Raw genomic sequence first — 16994 nt, forward strand, 5'->3', positions numbered from 1 at the left:
CCAAAAGGATCGCCCCATGACCAGCAACGCCCACAGCCAGGTAGTACAGAAGCAATTTGGCGAGCAGGCTTCGGCTTACCTGAGCAGCACCGTGCACGCTCAGGGTGCCGAATTCGCCTTGCTGCAGGCCGAGGTGGCAGGCAAGGGCACAGCCCGGCTCCTGGACCTGGGCTGCGGTGCCGGCCACGTCAGTTTTCATGTCGCGCCGCAGGTCAGGGAAGTGGTGGCCTACGACCTCTCCCAGCAGATGCTGGATGTGGTGGCAGGGGCGGCGCAGGAGCGCGGGCTGGGTAACATCCGCACCGTACTGGGCGCCGCCGAGCGCCTGCCGTTCGCCGATGGCGAGTTCGACTTCGTCTTCAGCCGTTACTCGGCCCACCATTGGAGCGACCTGGGCCTGGCCCTGCGGGAAGTGCGCCGGGTCCTGAAGCCGGGCGGCGTGGCGGCGTTCATCGATGTCTTGTCGCCGGGCAGTCCGCTGCTGGACACTTACCTGCAAAGCGTCGAAGTGCTGCGCGATACCAGCCATGTGCGCGATTATTCGGCGGGTGAATGGCTGCGCCAGGTCAGCGAGGCCGGCCTGCACACCCGCAGTACCAGCCGCCAGCGCCTGCGCCTGGAGTACAGCTCCTGGGTCGAGCGCATGCGCACTCCCGAGCCGTTGCGGGTGGCGATCCGCCAGTTGCAGCAGGCAATGGGTAACGAAGTGCGTGAATATTTTGAGATTGCGGCCGACGGTTCGTTCAGTACAGATGTACTGGTGCTGTGGGCCGAGCGATAGACTTTTTCCGGGCACGCCTGCGGGCGTGCCGACAGAGCAAACGAGGAACGCATGAGCAAGCAGATTCTGATTCTCCCCGGTGACGGTATTGGCCCGGAAATCATGGCCGAGGCGGTCAAGGTCCTGGAATTGGCCAACGACAAGTACAGCCTGGGCTTCGAGCTGAGCCACGACGTGATCGGCGGTGCGGCCATCGACAAGCACGGTGTGCCCCTGGCCGATGAGACCCTGGATCGTGCCCGTGCCGCCGATGCGGTGCTGCTGGGCGCCGTGGGCGGCCCGAAGTGGGACAAGATCGAGCGTGACATCCGCCCTGAGCGCGGCCTGCTGAAGATTCGTGCGCAACTGGGCCTGTTCGGCAACCTGCGTCCGGCGATCCTCTACCCGCAATTGGCCGATGCTTCGAGCCTGAAACCGGAAATCGTCTCCGGCCTGGACATCCTCATCGTTCGCGAGCTGACCGGCGGCATCTACTTCGGCGCGCCACGGGGCACCCGCGAACTGGAAAACGGCGAACGCCAGTCCTACGACACCCTGCCGTACAGCGAGAGTGAAATCCGCCGTATTGCCCGGGTCGGCTTCGACATGGCCCGCGTGCGCGGCAAGAAGCTGTGCTCGGTGGACAAGGCCAACGTCCTGGCGTCCAGCCAACTGTGGCGTGAAGTGGTCGAGCAAGTGGCCAAGGACTACCCGGATGTCGAGTTGAGCCACATGTACGTGGACAACGCCGCCATGCAACTGGTGCGTGCGCCGAAGCAGTTCGATGTGATCGTCACCGACAACATGTTCGGCGATATTCTTTCCGACGAAGCCTCGATGCTCACCGGTTCCATCGGCATGCTGCCGTCGGCGTCCCTGGACGCCAACAACAAGGGCATGTACGAGCCATGCCACGGTTCGGCGCCGGACATCGCCGGGCAGGGCATTGCCAACCCGCTGGCGACCATCCTCTCGGTGTCGATGATGTTGCGCTACAGCTTCAACCTGACCGAGGCCGCGGACGCCATCGAGCAGGCCGTGAGCCGGGTCCTGGACCAGGGTTTGCGCACCGGCGACATCTGGTCGACCGGTTGTACCAAAGTCGGTACGCAGGAAATGGGCGATGCAGTAGTCGCCGCGCTGCGGAATCTGTAATCTTTCGGGCCCACTGCACAGACAGTGGCCCACTTTTGTATAGGTGTAGTTGCGATGAAACGTGTAGGTCTGATCGGTTGGCGCGGTATGGTCGGTTCCGTGCTCATGCAGCGGATGCTGGAAGAGCAGGACTTCGATCTTATTGAACCGGTGTTTTTCACCACTTCCAATGTCGGTGGCCAGGGGCCGTCGGTGGGCAAGGATATTGCTCCGCTGAAGGACGCCTACAGCATTGAAGAGTTGAAAACCCTCGACGTGATTCTGACCTGCCAGGGTGGCGACTACACCAGCGAAGTCTTCCCCAAGCTGCGCGAAGCGGGCTGGCAGGGCTACTGGATCGATGCCGCATCCAGCCTGCGCATGGAAGATGACGCGGTGATCATCCTCGATCCGGTGAACCGCAAGGTCATTGACCAGCAGCTGGATGCGGGCACCAAGAACTACATCGGCGGCAACTGCACCGTCAGCCTGATGCTGATGGGCCTGGGCGGCCTGTTCGAAGCCGGCCTGGTGGAGTGGATGAGCGCCATGACCTATCAGGCCGCCTCCGGCGCCGGCGCGCAGAACATGCGCGAGCTGATCAAGCAGATGGGCGCCACCCACGCTGCCGTCGCTGATGAACTGGCCAACCCGGCCAGTGCCATCCTCGACATCGATCGCAAGGTGGCCGAGGCCATGCGCAGCGATGCCTACCCGACCGAGAACTTCGGCGTGCCGCTGGCCGGTAGCCTGATTCCATGGATCGACAAGGAACTGCCCAACGGCCAGAGCCGTGAAGAGTGGAAGGCCCAGGCCGAGACCAACAAGATCCTCGGTCGCTTCAAGAGCCCGATCCCGGTGGACGGCATCTGCGTGCGCATCGGCGCCATGCGCTGCCACAGCCAGGCGCTGACCATCAAGCTCAACAAGGATGTGCCGATCGCCGATATCGAAGGGCTGATCAGCCAGCACAACCCTTGGGTCAAGCTGGTGCCGAACCAGCGTGATATCAGCATGCAGGAGCTGAGCCCGACCAAGGTCACCGGCACCCTGAACATTCCGGTGGGCCGCCTGCGCAAGCTGAACATGGGCTCGCAGTTCCTGGGCGCCTTCACTGTCGGCGACCAGTTGCTGTGGGGGGCGGCCGAGCCGCTGCGCCGCATGCTGCGGATCCTGCTGGAGCGTTGATTCTCTGAGCGCTTGAAACAGCCCGCCCCTTGCACAAGGCGCGGGCTTTTTCATGCCCACCGCAGAGTGGGCTTGCCCGCCAAGAGTGCTTCGTTCCAGCCACAGCTCTCCCCGCGAATTGCCTCGCCACCCCGTGCCGGGTAAAGTGCCGCTCCCCCCGTTTCGCCTGAGGTAGCCCCATGACTCCTTCCCTTGATATTGCCGTGATCGGTGCCACCGGTACTGTCGGCGAAACCCTGGTGCAGATTCTGGAAGAACGTGACTTCCCCGTTGCCAACCTGCACCTGCTGGCCAGTAGCGAGTCGGCCGGTCATTCGGTGCCGTTCCGCGGCAAGAACGTGCGGGTGCGTGAAGTCGACGAGTTCGATTTCAGCAAGGTCCAGCTGGCGTTCTTCGCGGCCGGCCCGGCGGTGACCCTGAGTTTTGCCCCGCGTGCCACGGCGGCCAACTGCGCGGTGATCGATCTTTCCGGTGCCTTGCCTTCGGCCCAGGCGCCCAATGTCGTTCCCGAAGCCAATGCCCAGGTGCTGGCCGGCTTGAAAAAACCATTGCAACTGAGCAGCCCGAGCGCTTCGGCTACCGCCCTGGCCGTGGCGCTGGCGCCGTTGCAAGGCTTGCTGGACATCCAGCGGGTCAGCCTGGCCGCCAGCCTGGCGATCTCCAGCCAGGGTCGTGAGGCCGTCAGCGAACTGGCCCGGCAGACGGCCGAACTGTTGAATGTGCGCCCCATGGAGCCACGCTTTTTCGATCGGCAAGTGGCCTTCAACCTGCTGGCCCAGGTCGGCACTCCAGACGCCCAGGGCCATACCCTGCTGGAAAAGCGCCTGGTCCGGGAGTTGCGCGAGGTGCTGGGGCAGCCTTTATTAAAGATTTCTGTCACTTGCATTCAAGCGCCGGTATTTTTTGGCGATAGCTATAGCGTGACTCTGCAGTCAGGCAGCGCCGTTGACCTGGCGGCAGTCAATGCGGCGCTGGAAGCGGCCCCCGGCCTGGAGCTGGTGGAGGCGGGCGACTATCCGACTGCCGTGGGTGACGCCGTGGGCCAGGATGTTGTCTATGTGGGGCGGGTTCGTTCCGGGGTCGACGACCCGACGGAACTGAATCTGTGGCTGACCTCGGATAACGTACGCAAAGGTGCGGCCTTGAACGCTGTGCAGCTGGCTGAATTGTTGATAAAAGACCTGCTGTAAAAGATACTTGGCAACAATTTGCAGAATGAATCTAGCCGGGCGCTATGCTTGGCAAGTTGCTGGAGGTGAGTGGCCGTCAGGTGCTCCCGGGGCATGCAAGAAATAATCGCGCGTCGTGGTCGTTGATGGTCCCGCGCAATGCCTGTTGGCAGCCGCTACAAAACCTTCTCGCTGGCCGAGGAATGTTCAAACAAAGGATGAGGCTATGGTTCAAGTTCGCAAACTGGTGTTAGCAATAGCGGCCGCCTCGGCGCTGTCCTCCGGTATGGCGCAGGCGCTTGGGCTTGGGGAGCTGACCCTGAAGTCGAGTCTGAACCAGCCTCTGGTAGCAGAAATCGAATTGCTCGATGTCAAGGACCTCACTGCCGCCGAGGTAGTGCCCAGCCTTGCGCCGGCAGAAGAGTTCGCCAAGGCCGGCGTTGATCGCCAGGCCTTTCTCAACGACCTGCGTTTCACTCCGATTCTCAATCCCGGCGGCAAGAGTGTGCTGCGGGTGACCTCGAGCCAGCCGCTGTCGGAGCCGATGGTCAAGTTCCTGGTGCAGGTGATGTGGCCCAACGGCCGCCTGCTGCGCGACTACAGTGTGCTGCTGGACCCTTCGAAATTCTCCCCGCAGGCCGCCGCCGCTGCGCAGAGCGCGCCAGTGGGCGCCCCGGCGGTGAGTGCCCCGGTCACCCGCGCCAACAAGTCCGGCAAGCCGGAGCAGTACACCACCTCGGCCCGTGACACCTTGTGGGAAATCGCCGCCAAGAACCGCAACGGTGCCTCTATCCAGCAGACCATGCTGGCGATCCAGGCGCTGAACCCGGATGCCTTTATCGATGGCAACATCAATCGGCTGAAGACCGGCAAGGTGCTGCGCCTGCCCGATGTGGTACAGAGCACCGCGCTGCCGCAGCCCAAGGCAATTGCTGAAGTGGCGGCGCAGAATGCTGCCTGGCGCCAGGGCCGCCGTGCCGGTGCCCGTGGCCAGCAGCAGGTGGACGCGACTCGTCGCGCCGGTGCCGACAAGGCGCCCAAGCAGGTCAACACCAAGGACAACCTGAGCCTGGTGTCCGCTGAAAACGGCAAGACCCGGGGCAAGGGCGCAGCCGGCGATGCCAAGGCACTGAACAACAAGCTGGCGGTGACTCAGGAAAGCCTCGACGCAACCCGTCGTGACAACGCCGAACTCAAGGAACGCATGGCGGACCTGCAAAGCCAGCTGGACAAGCTGCAGCGCCTGATCGAATTGAAGAACAACCAGTTGGCCAAGATGCAGGCCGAGGGCGCAGGTACTGCGGTACCTAGTGCCCAGCCAGCTCCGGCAATGCCAGCTGAGTTGGTGGCCAAGCCCGAAGCGCCAGCCCCAGTGGTGGCGCCAGCGGCCCCGGCCAGCGAGCCGGCTGCCAAGCCTGCTGAGGATGCCGTTCCCGCCAAGAGCGACGAGGATAAATACTCCGATCTGCTGACCAACCCGATCCTGCTGGGGCTGGTGGGTGGTGGTGCGGTATTGGCCTTGTTGCTGCTGTTGCTGTTGCTGGCTCGTCGCCGCAAGGCTCAGCAGGAAGCGGAGAAGCACTTGCGCATGGCGCGGGCACTGTCGGAGGAGAGCGATTTCACCGAGGAAATGGACCTGCCGGAAAGCAGCTTCGAAGGCCTTGAGGTTCCAGCCCCAAGCGTTAATCTCGCTCCAGCTCCAGCTCCAGCTCCAGCTCCGGTGGTGGCGCCCGCTCCGGTAGCCCCGGTCGAGCGCGCCACCGATGTGCTGGGCCAGGCTCAGAATCACATCGATGCCGGCCGCCTGAACCAGGCCGCGGCGATTCTCGAAGAAGCGGTCAAGTTGGAGCCGCAACGCAGTGATCTGCGTCTGAAGCTGATGGAGGTCTACGCGCATCAGGGTGACCGCAGCGCCTTTGTCGCCCAGGAACGGCAGTTGGTGGCCAATGGCGATAACCACGCTCAGGTCGAGCAACTGAAAAGTCGCTTCCCGGCAATGGTCGCGGTAGCGGCGGCAGCTGGCCTGGCCACTGCGGCCGTGGCAGCCGAACTGGATGCCGAGTACGTCAAGGAGCTGCTGCAGGACGAACCGCCAGCGCCTGAGCCGGCTGCTCCGGTAGAAGGCCTGGATGCGGATTTTGACCTGAGCCTGGATGACCTGGAGGCGGCTTCACCGGCAGTGCTCACCCCTGAACCTGAAACCGAGCTGGAAGACTTCCCGCTGGATGACGACCTGAGCTTTGGCTCGGTGCTCGAGCAGCAGCTTGCTCCCGAGGAAAACCTGGACGACCTGGGTGATTTCGATCTGGACCTGGGGGCTGATCTACCGGCGGCGAAGCCGAGCGATGAAGATTTCCTGCTGAGCCTGGATGACGACCTCAAGGACCTGCCGGCAGGCGACGTGCCTACCGTCACCGACCCGGCCCTGGATGACCTGGACCTGTCGGCGGACTTCGATCTGTCCCTGGCCGATGAGCTGGATGCTGGCGCGGACTCCAAGGACGCCTTCACTTCCGAGCTGGATGATGTAAACGCCGAACTGGATCGTCTGAGCCAGAGCCTTGATCAGCCGGAGCCGGCGATCCCCAGCTTCACTGCCGAGGATGCCGCTGCAGCGCCTGATGAGGCGGACTTCGACTTCCTCTCCGGCAGCGATGAGGTGGCCACCAAGCTCGATCTGGCCCAGGCCTATATCGATATGGGGGATAACGACGGTGCGCGGGACATCCTCGGTGAGGTGCTGAGCGAAGGTAACGAAGGTCAGAAGAGCGAAGCCCAGGAGATGTTGGGGCGACTGGCCTGAAGCAACCTGATGCTTGAACAGAACGGCAGCCGATGAGGCTGCCGTTTTTGTTGGTGGCGCTGCGGTGGCGGTGAGGCTCAGGCCAGCAGGTCTTCGTAAAAGGCACCAAAGGGCCGGGTTGGGTGGGCGATCTGGATTTCCAGGATCCACAGACCCACTTGCGGGCAGGCGGCGAAATCTCCCAGGTCCCCAGCGCGGTAGATGGCGTGGGGAAAGTCGCTGACCCGATGGCCCTTGATATCCAGATTGAGTACCCAGCCCATGGCGCGGGCCTGTTCCTGTGCGTAGCGATAGAGTTCAGGGCCAGCTACCTGGTGGCTCTGCCAGTGGTCGTGGACCTGGTCGAACAGGCTTTTCGCCGCGGCGGCACAGGCATGCATTTCAGCGTCGTCGCCGACTACGAACGTCGCCCCGCAATCACCTTCATGGCGATCCCAGACCACGCCCAGGTCGATGAAGAACAGATCGTTTTCCTGGAGTAGCGGATCGCCATCGGAGCGTTGCTTGAAGGTTTTCAGGGTATTGGCGCCAAAGCGGATCAGCAGCGGATGCCAGATTCGCTCCATACCCATCTCCCGCAGGACTTGCAGGCCCATTTCCCTGGCGGCGGATTCCTGCATGCCCGGCTTGACCTGCCGGGCGATCTGCCCGATGGCCTCCCAGGTCATGCGCTTGGCATGGAGCATGCCCTCCAGGCTGTAGGCCAGGCCTACGGCTTCTTTGCTGGTTGCGTTCATTCATCGGCTCTCGATCAGGGGGCTTTGTTGTTTTCGATATATAAAAAACTATATAGCGTTTGCCTGTGGGCGGATGCAATCGCCCTGTGGGCGGCTGTATGGCTGATCAATCTGCAAACAAAGCCCGACAGCCCGTGGCGTCTATTGTCTGCGGCCCTATAATGAGCGCCTTTGCGCATATCAGCAGGCTGTAAGTTCTTGGCAAATATAGATAACCCGGCCGCCGAAATGGCAGCCGAAGGCTTTTCCCGAATCGCCCTGGGTGTGGAATACAAGGGCTCGCGCTACCGCGGCTGGCAGCGTCAGGCCTCCGGTGTGCCCAGTGTCCAGGAAACCCTGGAGAAGGCCCTGTCCCGGGTCGCGGATTCTCCGGTGGTGGTGTCCTGTGCCGGACGCACCGATGCCGGGGTGCATGCCTGCGGACAGGTGGTGCATTTCGATACTCAGGCCGTGCGTTCGATGAAGGCCTGGGTGATGGGGGCCAATATCAATTTGCCCCACGACATCAGCGTCAGCTGGGCCAAGGAGATGCCCGCGCATTTTCACGCACGGTTCAAGGCGATCGCCCGGCGTTACCGTTATGTGATCTACAACGATCAGATCCGTCCAGCCCATCTCAACGAAGAAATCACCTGGAACCACCGGCCGCTGGATATCGAGCGCATGGCCCAGGCTGCCGCGTTCCTGGTGGGCACCCATGATTTCAGCGCGTTCCGGGCCGGGCAGTGCCAGGCCAAGTCGCCGATCAAGGAGATCCATCACCTTCGGGTCACCCGGCACGGCAAGATGATCGTCCTGGATATTCGTGCCAGCGCCTTCCTGCATCACATGGTGCGCAACATCGCCGGGGTGCTGATGACCATCGGTGCCGGCGAGCGGCCGGTGGAGTGGGCGCGAGAAGTGCTGGAAAGCCGGATCCGGCGTACCGGCGGCGTCACCGCCCATCCTTTTGGTCTGTACCTGGTGCAGGTCGAATACAAGGACGAGTTCCAGTTGCCCGAGCGATACATCGGGCCACATTTCCTCAGCGGATTCTCGGAACTTGACGGCTGACGCCCGGAAAAGCATTTGCTACCATCCGGGACTTTCCGGATTTGCCCCCGAGGTTCATGACATGCCAGCTGTTCGCAGCAAGATCTGCGGGATTACCCGCATAGAAGATGCGTTGGCAGCAGTGGCGGCGGGGGCCGATGCCATCGGCCTGGTGTTCTATGCCAAGAGCCCGCGGGCGGTGAATGTGCAGCAGGCGCGGGCAATCATCGCCGCCTTGCCGCCGTTCGTGACCAGCGTCGGCCTCTTCGTCAATGCCAGTCGTTGCGAGCTGGGGGAGATTCTCGACGCCGTACCGCTGGACTTGCTGCAGTTTCATGGCGATGAGTCGGCGGCTGATTGCGAGGGCTATCACCGGCCCTATATCAAGGCGTTGCGGGTCAAGGCCGGGGATGACATCGCGGCGGCCTGCCTGGCCTATCCGCGGGCCAGCGGGATTCTGCTGGATACCTATGTCGAAGGCGTGCCGGGTGGAACCGGCGAGGCGTTCGACTGGTCCCTGGTTCCTCAGGGGCTGAGCAAGCCGATCATTCTTGCCGGTGGCCTCACGCCAGATAACGTGGCGGCAGCCATCGCCCGGGTGCGCCCGTATGCGGTGGATGTCAGCGGCGGGGTGGAGCAGGGCAAGGGCATCAAGGACCCGGCAAAGATTCAGGCATTTATGCAGGCAGTGCGTCGCAGCAACGAGTCGATGTGACGGCTGGCAGTCTGCCGCCGTCCATAACACCACTGTACAAAACAGGCAGGCGTCGCCTTCAGGCGGGGTCGGAATCGAGTGGCAACCGCTCTGGAGCGGGTTGTCGGGATGGCTGAGGAAAGGTTCGTTGCAGGCAGGTCGAGCCCGGTGCTGACCGCGGCAGCGAACTGATCATCGCCGCACACATGAATTTAGCTCAAGGGCATACGCGGGGCTGCGAACCAGAGCGTTCGGGCCGCCGGTACTGGAGAAAGAAAGCATGAGCAACTGGTTAGTAGACAAACTGATCCCTTCGATCATGCGTTCCGAGGTGAAGAAAAGCTCGGTGCCTGAAGGTCTTTGGCACAAGTGCCCATCCTGCGAGGCGGTGCTCTATCGTCCGGAGCTGGAAAAGACCCTGGATGTTTGCCCCAAGTGCAACCACCACATGCGCATCGGTGCGCGTGCCCGTATCGATATCTTCCTCGACGTCGAAGGCCGTGCCGAACTGGGCGCTGACCTGGAGCCAGTGGACCGTCTGAAGTTCCGCGACGGCAAGAAGTACAAGGACCGCCTGACCGCTGCGCAGAAGCAGACCGGCGAGAAAGATGCGCTGATCTCCATGAGTGGCACCCTGCTGGGCATGCCGGTGGTGGTCTCGGCTTTCGAATTTTCCTTCATGGGGGGCTCCATGGGCGCCATCGTCGGCGAGCGTTTCGTGCGCGCCGCCAACTACGCCCTGGAAAATCGCTGCCCGATGATCTGCTTCTCCGCCTCCGGTGGTGCGCGGATGCAGGAAGCCCTGATCTCTCTGATGCAGATGGCCAAGACCTCCGCGGTACTGGCGCGCCTGCGTGAAGAAGGCATCCCGTTCATCTCCGTGTTGACCGACCCGGTCTACGGCGGCGTTTCCGCCAGCCTGGCGATGCTGGGCGACGTGATTGTCGCCGAGCCAAAAGCCCTGGTGGGCTTCGCCGGTCCTCGAGTGATCGAGCAGACCGTGCGGGAAAAACTGCCTGAAGGTTTCCAGCGCAGTGAGTTCCTGCTGGAGCATGGTGCGATCGACATGATCATCTCCCGTCAGGAACTGCGTCCGCGCTTGGGCAACCTGCTGGCCCAGCTGATGGGCCTGCCGACGCCGGAATTCGTCGCGGCGCCGGTCGAGCCGATCGTGGTGCCGCCGGCTCCAGCAAACCTATGACCCAACGTACCCTGGGCGAATGGCTCGCCTACCTCGAGCAGTTGCACCCCTCGGCCATCGACATGGGGCTGGCGCGCTCGCAGCAGGTAGCGTCCCAGATGGGGCTGGGCAAGCCGGCGCCCCGGGTGGTCACTGTAACCGGTACCAATGGCAAGGGCTCTACCTGCGCTTTTGTCGCTTCCCTGCTGCGGGCCCAGGGCCTGCAGGTGGGGGTCTACAGTTCGCCGCACCTGCTGCGCTATAACGAGCGGGTGCAGATCAATGGCGTCGAGGCCACAGACGAGCAGTTGTGCGAAGCCTTTGCTGCGGTAGAGGCGGGGCGCGGCGAAGTCACCCTGACTTACTTCGAGATGGGCACTCTGGCAGCGTTCTGGCTGTTTCAGCAGGCGGCGCTGGATGCCGTGGTCCTGGAGGTGGGGTTGGGTGGCCGCCTGGATACGGTCAATCTGGTGGATGCCGACCTGGCGCTGGTGACCAGTATTGGTGTCGATCACATCGAATACCTGGGCGATTCCCGCGAATCCGTGGCCTTCGAGAAGGCCGGGATCTTTCGTCCTGGCGCTCCGGCGCTATGTGGCGACCTGGATCCGCCGCAACCCTTGCTGGACAAGGCGCGGGAGCTGGGCTGCCCGTTTTTCCTGCGGGGGCGGGACTTTGATCTTGGGGTCACTGACCAGCATTGGCAGTGGCGTGGCCTGGATGCCCAGGGCAAGCCGGTCGAGCTGCAAGACCTGCCATTGCTGGATCTGCCTATGGAAAATGCCGCTCTGGCGTTGCAGGCCTATCTGCTCACCGGTTTGCCATGGCAGCCGGAGCGGATCAGCGCGGCCTTGCGCCAGACCCGGGTTGCCGGGCGTCTGGATCGCCGGCAGGTCGACTGGCAGGGCAAGCGCCTGAACCTGCTGCTGGACGTCGGTCACAACCCCCATGCCGCCCAGTACCTGGCTGAGCGCCTGGCGCGCCGGCCTGTGCCGGGCAAGCGTCTGGCGGTGTTCGGGCTGCTGGCGGACAAGGATCTGGAGGGCGTGATTGGCTGCCTGAAAGGGGCGGTCCGGCACTGGGCGGTAGCGCCTCTGGATACGCCGCGGGCGCGCCCGGTGGAGGATTTGCAGCAGGCTCTGGAGAACCTTGGTGCTCCGGTAGCGTCCTATTCCAGTGTGGCTGCCGCGCTGGAAGCGCAATGCGCGCAAGCCACTGCAGATGACGAAATTCTGCTGTTCGGTTCTTTTTATTGTGTTGCCGAGGCGCTTGAGTGGCTCGCCCGGCGCTCCACGGAGGAAGCTGCACATGGCAATGCTGGATAACGTCTACAAGCAGCGAATGGTCGGAGCACTGGTGTTGGTGGCCTTGGCGGTGATCTTTCTGCCAATGCTGTTCTCGCGCGAGGATGAGCAGCGTCATGTGACGGTGGATGTGCCGTCGGCGCCGCAAGCCGCGGCCATGCCGCAGGTCCAGGTCGAGCCGGTAGTTGTGCCAGAGCCTCAGGTACTGCCCGAGGGCTCTGTGCCAGCCGACGAGCACGAGCCTGTGGTGCAGCAAGCGCCATCGACCCCGATCGCACCGGCCCCGGTGGTGGCTCCTGCTCCGACCGTGGCCAGCAAGCCTGCGCCTGTGGCCAAGCCTGCGCCGACACCGGCTCCGGTTCCGCCGCAGCCCGTGGCCAGTGCCAAGCCCGATACCAGCCAGAGCCGGGTCGATGCCAATGGCCTGTCCGTCAGTTGGTCGGTGCAACTGGCCAGTCTGTCGAGCCGTGAAAGCGCGGAAAACCTGCAGAAAACCCTGCGCAGCCAGGGTTATAACGCCTATATCCGTTCCGCCGAAGGCAAGAACCGGGTATTTGTCGGGCCGCTGATCGAGCGCGCCGAAGCTGATCGCCTGCGTGACCTGCTGGGGCGTCAGCATAATCTCAAGGGTTTCGTGGTGCGCTTCCAGCCAGAGCGTGGCTAAGGCTATCCGCTTGATTTTAAAAGCACAGTGAATCGCAGCTTACCGACAGCCAAGCGCTCTGTTAAAATGCGCCGCCTTATCCGTCTGTAGGCTGCACTGTGCCATTTACCTGGGTTGACTGGGCGATCGTTGCAATAATCGCCATCTCCGCTTTGATCAGCTTGAGCCGCGGTTTCGTCAAAGAAGCCTTGTCGTTGCTTACCTGGATCATCGCAGGAGTCGTTGCCTGGATGTTTGGTGGCTCACTGTCCGAGTACCTCGGCGGTTATATCGAAACTCCCTCGGCTCGCGTGATCGCGGGCTGCGCAATCATGTTTGTCGCCACCTTGCTGGTGGGGGCAATGGTCAACTATCTCATCGGCGAGTTGATTCGCGTCACCGGCCTCTCCGGGACCGATCGATTCCTCGGCATGGCCTTCGGCGCTGCGCGTGGCGCGCTGCTGGTGGTCGTGGCGATCGGGCTCCTGAGCCTGGGGCCGGTACAGCAGGATTCCTGGTGGCAACAGTCGCGACTGGTGCCACAATTTCTATTGGTTGCAGACTGGTCCAAGAACCTCATATTGGGGTGGAGCAGTCAGTGGCTGGCCAGCGGTATCAGCGTACCCGCTGATATACCGTTCAAGGAGCACCTCTTACCGGCCAAAACGCCTCAGTAAGATGGGTTCAGTTCAGTTTCATTAAGTAGGGGTTGCGTCGCATGTGTGGCATCGTCGGTATCGTCGGTAAGTCGAACGTCAATCAGGCGCTGTATGACGCGCTAACCGTCCTCCAGCACCGCGGCCAGGACGCTGCCGGTATCGTGACCAGCCATGATGGCCGGTTATTCCTGCGCAAGGACAACGGCCTGGTGCGTGATGTGTTCCAGCAGCGGCACATGCAGCGCCTGGTAGGCCATATGGGCATCGGCCATGTCCGCTATCCAACCGCGGGCAGCTCGACCTCGGCCGAGGCTCAGCCGTTCTACGTCAACTCGCCTTACGGCATCACCCTGGCGCACAACGGCAACCTGACCAATGTGGAGCAGTTGGCCAAGGAGATCTACGAGTCCGACCTGCGCCACGTCAACACCAACTCCGACTCTGAAGTGCTGCTCAACGTGTTCGCCCACGAGCTGGCCCAGCGCGGCAAGTTGCAGCCTACCGAGGAAGACGTGTTTGCCGCCGTCACCGACGTGCACAACCGTTGCGTGGGTGGCTACGCGGTGGTGGCCATGATCACCGGCTACGGCATTGTCGGTTTCCGTGACCCCCACGGTATCCGTCCGATCGTCTTCGGCCAGCGTCATACCGACGAAGGCGTGGAATACATGATCGCCTCGGAAAGCGTTTCCCTGGATGTGCTGGGTTTCACCCTGATTCGCGACCTGGCTCCGGGCGAAGCGGTCTACATCACTGAAGAGGGCAAGCTCTACACCCGCCAGTGCGCCACCAACCCGCAACTCACGCCGTGCATCTTCGAACACGTATATCTGGCCCGTCCGGATTCGATCATTGATGGCGTCTCGGTGTACAAGGCGCGCCTGCGCATGGGTGAGAAACTGGCAGAGAAGATCCTGCGCGAGCGTCCTGAGCACGATATCGACGTGGTGATCCCGATTCCGGATACCAGCCGCACTGCGGCGCTGGAGCTGGCGAACCATCTGGGGGTCAAGTTCCGCGAAGGTTTCGTCAAGAACCGTTACATCGGCCGTACCTTCATCATGCCGGGCCAGGCGGCGCGGAAGAAATCCGTACGCCAGAAGCTCAATGCGATCGAACTGGAATTTCGCGGCAAGAACGTGATGCTGGTGGACGACTCCATCGTCCGTGGCACCACTTGCAAGCAGATTATCCAGATGGCCCGTGAAGCGGGCGCGAAGAACGTCTACTTCTGCTCGGCTGCACCGGCCGTGCGTTACCCGAACGTGTATGGCATCGACATGCCGAGCGCCCACGAGTTGATCGCCCACAATCGTTCGACCCAGGACGTGGCAGACCTGATCGGTGCCGACTGGCTGATCTACCAGGACTTGCCGGACCTGATCGAGGCGGTCGGTGGTGGCAAGATCAAGATCGAGAACTTCGACTGCGCGGTGTTCGACGGCAAGTACGTTACCGGCGACGTCGACGAGGCCTACCTGAACAAGATCGAGAACGCTCGTAACGATGCGTCCAAGGCCAAGACCCAGGCGGTCAGCGCCATCATCGATCTGTACAACAACTGATCCGAGCATTTTAAGAAGACATTAGGAGTAGGCGGCATGAGTCAGGATTGGGATGCCGGTCGGCTGGACAGCGACCTTGAAGGCGTAGCGTTCGATACCCTGGCGGTGCGCGCCGGCCAACACCGCTCGCCGGAAGGCGAGCACGGTGACCCGATGTTCTTCACCTCCAGCTATGTGTTCCGCACGGCCGCCGATGCGGCGGCGCGGTTTGCTGGCGAAGTGCCGGGCAACGTCTATTCGCGCTACACCAACCCCACCGTGCGTTCCTTCGAAGAGCGCATCGCGGCGCTGGAAGGGGCAGAGCAGGCTGTGGCGACCGCCACTGGCATGGCGGCCATTCTCTCGGTGGTCATGAGCCTGTGCAGCGCCGGCGATCATGTGCTGGTGTCGCGCAGCGTGTTCGGCTCCACCATCAGCCTGTTCGAGAAGTACTTCAAGCGCTTTGGTGTTGAAGTCGATTACGTGCCCCTGGCGGACCTGTCCGGCTGGGATGCGGCGATCAAGAGCAATACCAGGCTGCTGTTCGTCGAGTCGCCCTCCAATCCGCTGGCCGAGCTGGTGGATATCGCCGCGTTGGCGGAGGTGGCCCATGCCAAGGGCGCAATGCTGGTGGTGGATAACTGTTTCTGCACTCCGGCCTTGCAGCAGCCGTTGAAGCTGGGGGCGGACGTGGTGGTGCATTCGGCGACCAAGTTCATCGACGGCCAGGGTCGTTGCATGGGCGGCGTGGTGGCCGGGCGCAGCGAGCAGATGAAAGAAGTGGTGGGTTTCCTGCGTACCGCCGGGCCGACCCTGAGCCCGTTCAACGCCTGGATCTTCCTCAAGGGCCTGGAAACCCTCAACCTGCGGATGCGTGCTCATTGTGCCAATGCCCTGGCCCTGGCTGAGTGGCTGGAGCAGCAGGAGGGCGTCGAGAAGGTGCACTACGCAGGCCTTGCCAGCCATCCGCAGCACGAGCTGGCCAAGCGTCAGCAGCGTGGTTTTGGCGCGGTGGTGAGTTTTGAGGTCAAGGGCGGCAAAGAGGGCGCCTGGCGCTTTATCGATGCCACGCGACTGATCTCCATTACCGCCAACCTCGGCGACAGCAAAACCACCATCACCCATCCGAGCACCACGTCCCACGGGCGCCTGGCGCCCCAGGAGCGTGAAGCGGCAGGCATTCGCGACAGCCTGATCCGCATCGCGGTGGGGCTGGAGGACGTGGTCGACCTGCAAGCCGACCTGGCTCGCGGCCTGGCAGCCTTGTGATCGAGTTGTCCACGCCCCAGGGCGGCGGCAATGGGCGTGTCGCGCTGGTGACCGGCGCGGCCCGGGGTATCGGCCTGGGTATCGCTGCCTGGCTGATCAGCGAAGGCTGGCAGGTGGTGTTGACCGACCTCGATCGTGAGCGCGGCTCCAAGGTGGCCAAGGTGCTGGGTGAAAGTGCCTGGTTCATCACCATGGACGTGGCCGATGAAGTGCAAGTGGCCCAGGGGGTGGCTGAGGTGCTGGGGCAGTTCGGGCGCCTCGACGCCCTGGTCTGCAATGCCGCTGTAGCCGACCCGCACAACATCACCCTGGAAAGCCTGGATCTGGCCTACTGGAATCGGGTCATGGCGGTGAACCTGGGCGGGCCGATGCTGCTGGCCAAGCACTGTGCGCCGTATTTGCGCGCCCATGGCGGCGCCATCGTCAATCTGGCTTCTACCCGCGCCAGGCAATCGGAGCCTGACAGCGAAGCCTACGCGGCGAGCAAGGGGGGGTTGCTGGCCTTGACTCATGCCCTGGCGATCAGCCTGGGGCCGGAGATTCGGGTCAATGCGGTAAGCCCCGGCTGGATCGATGCCCGGGATCCTGCGGTGCGTCGCGCAGAGCCGTTATCCGATGCCGATCATGCCCAGCATCCGGCAGGCAGGGTAGGGACGGTGGAAGATGTGGCCTCCATGGTGGCCTGGCTGCTGTCCCGCAATTCGGGCTTTGTCACCGGCCAGGAATTCGTGGTGGACGGTGGCATGACCAAGAAAATGATTTATCAGGAATAAGGGTGGGAGCGAGTTTGTGGCTGCAAGCCCAAGAGGGGCGCCTCTGGCTCTTGGTGCGAAGTTTCTGCTTGCTGCTGTTTTTGAAAAAAACTTCAAGCCTGCTAT

General features: G+C 62.7%; 15 protein-coding genes. 14 read left to right on the forward strand and 1 reads right to left on the reverse strand.

The features are described from left to right. Nucleotides 1-16: 16 nt before the first annotated feature. The 5 genes from PFLCHA0_RS10590 (at nucleotide 17) to PFLCHA0_RS10610 (ending at nucleotide 7054) form a co-directional block, all read left to right on the forward strand. A complete protein-coding gene (locus tag PFLCHA0_RS10590) occupies nucleotides 17-781 on the forward strand; it encodes a class I SAM-dependent methyltransferase (RefSeq protein WP_015634897.1) in 765 nt (254 codons plus the stop codon). Between the two features lie 51 nt (nucleotides 782-832). Further along, entirely contained in the window at nucleotides 833-1915 is a 1083-nt protein-coding gene (leuB, locus tag PFLCHA0_RS10595) for a 3-isopropylmalate dehydrogenase (RefSeq protein ID WP_015634898.1), read from the forward strand. Nucleotides 1916-1969: 54 nt separating this feature from the next. Then, nucleotides 1970-3082 (forward strand): aspartate-semialdehyde dehydrogenase, encoded by a 1113-nt coding sequence (asd, locus tag PFLCHA0_RS10600; RefSeq protein WP_015634899.1) that lies wholly within the window; start codon nucleotides 1970-1972, stop codon nucleotides 3080-3082. 179 nt (nucleotides 3083-3261) lie between these two features. Then, entirely contained in the window at nucleotides 3262-4272 is a 1011-nt protein-coding gene (locus tag PFLCHA0_RS10605; protein ID WP_015634900.1) for an aspartate-semialdehyde dehydrogenase, read from the forward strand. 205 nt (nucleotides 4273-4477) lie between these two features. Beyond that, entirely contained in the window at nucleotides 4478-7054 is a 2577-nt protein-coding gene (locus PFLCHA0_RS10610; protein WP_015634901.1) for a FimV/HubP family polar landmark protein, read from the forward strand. A 77-nt stretch (nucleotides 7055-7131) separates the two neighbouring features. Here PFLCHA0_RS10610 and PFLCHA0_RS10615 read toward each other — a convergent pair whose 3' ends face one another. Continuing rightward, complete coding sequence (locus PFLCHA0_RS10615; protein ID WP_015634902.1) at nucleotides 7132-7791, reverse strand: M24 family metallopeptidase; 660 nt, start codon at nucleotides 7789-7791, stop codon at nucleotides 7132-7134. A 228-nt stretch (nucleotides 7792-8019) separates the two neighbouring features. On the opposite strand from PFLCHA0_RS10615, the gene truA reads away from it, so the two are divergent. The 9 genes from truA (at nucleotide 8020) to PFLCHA0_RS10660 (ending at nucleotide 16889) form a co-directional block, all read left to right on the forward strand. Then, nucleotides 8020-8844, forward strand: a complete 825-nt coding sequence (gene truA / locus PFLCHA0_RS10620; protein WP_011060382.1) for a tRNA pseudouridine(38-40) synthase TruA — start codon at nucleotides 8020-8022, stop codon at nucleotides 8842-8844. 61 nt (nucleotides 8845-8905) lie between these two features. Then, the gene (locus PFLCHA0_RS10625) at nucleotides 8906-9538 is read left to right on the forward strand and encodes a phosphoribosylanthranilate isomerase (protein ID WP_011060383.1); all 633 of its coding nucleotides are present in this window, start codon (nucleotides 8906-8908) and stop codon (nucleotides 9536-9538) included. A 259-nt stretch (nucleotides 9539-9797) separates the two neighbouring features. Then, nucleotides 9798-10718: an acetyl-CoA carboxylase, carboxyltransferase subunit beta gene (gene accD / locus PFLCHA0_RS10630; protein ID WP_015634904.1), complete on the forward strand. Its 921-nt coding sequence runs from the start codon at nucleotides 9798-9800 to the stop codon at nucleotides 10716-10718. Next, entirely contained in the window at nucleotides 10715-12022 is a 1308-nt protein-coding gene (folC, locus tag PFLCHA0_RS10635) for a bifunctional tetrahydrofolate synthase/dihydrofolate synthase (protein ID WP_015634905.1), read from the forward strand. Before accD ends, folC begins: the two co-directional genes overlap by 4 nt. Then, nucleotides 12006-12665 (forward strand): SPOR domain-containing protein, encoded by a 660-nt coding sequence (locus PFLCHA0_RS10640; protein ID WP_015634906.1) that lies wholly within the window; start codon nucleotides 12006-12008, stop codon nucleotides 12663-12665. The genes folC and PFLCHA0_RS10640 overlap by 17 nt, the downstream gene beginning before the upstream one ends. A gap of 98 nt (nucleotides 12666-12763) precedes the next feature. After that, nucleotides 12764-13321: a CvpA family protein gene (locus PFLCHA0_RS10645; protein ID WP_011060387.1), complete on the forward strand. Its 558-nt coding sequence runs from the start codon at nucleotides 12764-12766 to the stop codon at nucleotides 13319-13321. 41 nt (nucleotides 13322-13362) lie between these two features. Continuing rightward, complete coding sequence (purF, locus tag PFLCHA0_RS10650; protein ID WP_011060388.1) at nucleotides 13363-14868, forward strand: amidophosphoribosyltransferase; 1506 nt, start codon at nucleotides 13363-13365, stop codon at nucleotides 14866-14868. A 36-nt stretch (nucleotides 14869-14904) separates the two neighbouring features. Next, entirely contained in the window at nucleotides 14905-16116 is a 1212-nt protein-coding gene (locus PFLCHA0_RS10655) for an O-succinylhomoserine sulfhydrylase (RefSeq protein ID WP_015634907.1), read from the forward strand. After that, a complete protein-coding gene (locus tag PFLCHA0_RS10660) occupies nucleotides 16113-16889 on the forward strand; it encodes an SDR family oxidoreductase (RefSeq protein ID WP_041117029.1) in 777 nt (258 codons plus the stop codon). Before PFLCHA0_RS10655 ends, PFLCHA0_RS10660 begins: the two co-directional genes overlap by 4 nt. Nucleotides 16890-16994 lie beyond the last annotated feature (105 nt).

This window comes from Pseudomonas protegens CHA0 (assembly GCF_000397205.1).
GTDB classification, from domain to species: domain Bacteria; phylum Pseudomonadota; class Gammaproteobacteria; order Pseudomonadales; family Pseudomonadaceae; genus Aquipseudomonas; species Aquipseudomonas protegens.

Coding starts and splice junctions, on each gene's coding strand:
- PFLCHA0_RS10590 (WP_015634897.1), top strand. CDS start 17: ATGACCAGCAACGCCCACAGCCAGGTAGTACAGAAGCAATTTGGCGAG.
- leuB (WP_015634898.1), top strand. CDS start 833: ATGAGCAAGCAGATTCTGATTCTCCCCGGTGACGGTATTGGCCCGGAA.
- asd (WP_015634899.1), top strand. CDS start 1,970: ATGAAACGTGTAGGTCTGATCGGTTGGCGCGGTATGGTCGGTTCCGTG.
- PFLCHA0_RS10605 (WP_015634900.1), top strand. CDS start 3,262: ATGACTCCTTCCCTTGATATTGCCGTGATCGGTGCCACCGGTACTGTC.
- PFLCHA0_RS10610 (WP_015634901.1), top strand. CDS start 4,478: ATGGTTCAAGTTCGCAAACTGGTGTTAGCAATAGCGGCCGCCTCGGCG.
- PFLCHA0_RS10615 (WP_015634902.1), bottom strand. CDS start 7,791: ATGAACGCAACCAGCAAAGAAGCCGTAGGCCTGGCCTACAGCCTGGAG.
- truA (WP_011060382.1), top strand. CDS start 8,020: ATGGCAGCCGAAGGCTTTTCCCGAATCGCCCTGGGTGTGGAATACAAG.
- PFLCHA0_RS10625 (WP_011060383.1), top strand. CDS start 8,906: ATGCCAGCTGTTCGCAGCAAGATCTGCGGGATTACCCGCATAGAAGAT.
- accD (WP_015634904.1), top strand. CDS start 9,798: ATGAGCAACTGGTTAGTAGACAAACTGATCCCTTCGATCATGCGTTCC.
- folC (WP_015634905.1), top strand. CDS start 10,715: ATGACCCAACGTACCCTGGGCGAATGGCTCGCCTACCTCGAGCAGTTG.
- PFLCHA0_RS10640 (WP_015634906.1), top strand. CDS start 12,006: ATGGCAATGCTGGATAACGTCTACAAGCAGCGAATGGTCGGAGCACTG.
- purF (WP_011060388.1), top strand. CDS start 13,363: ATGTGTGGCATCGTCGGTATCGTCGGTAAGTCGAACGTCAATCAGGCG.
- PFLCHA0_RS10655 (WP_015634907.1), top strand. CDS start 14,905: ATGAGTCAGGATTGGGATGCCGGTCGGCTGGACAGCGACCTTGAAGGC.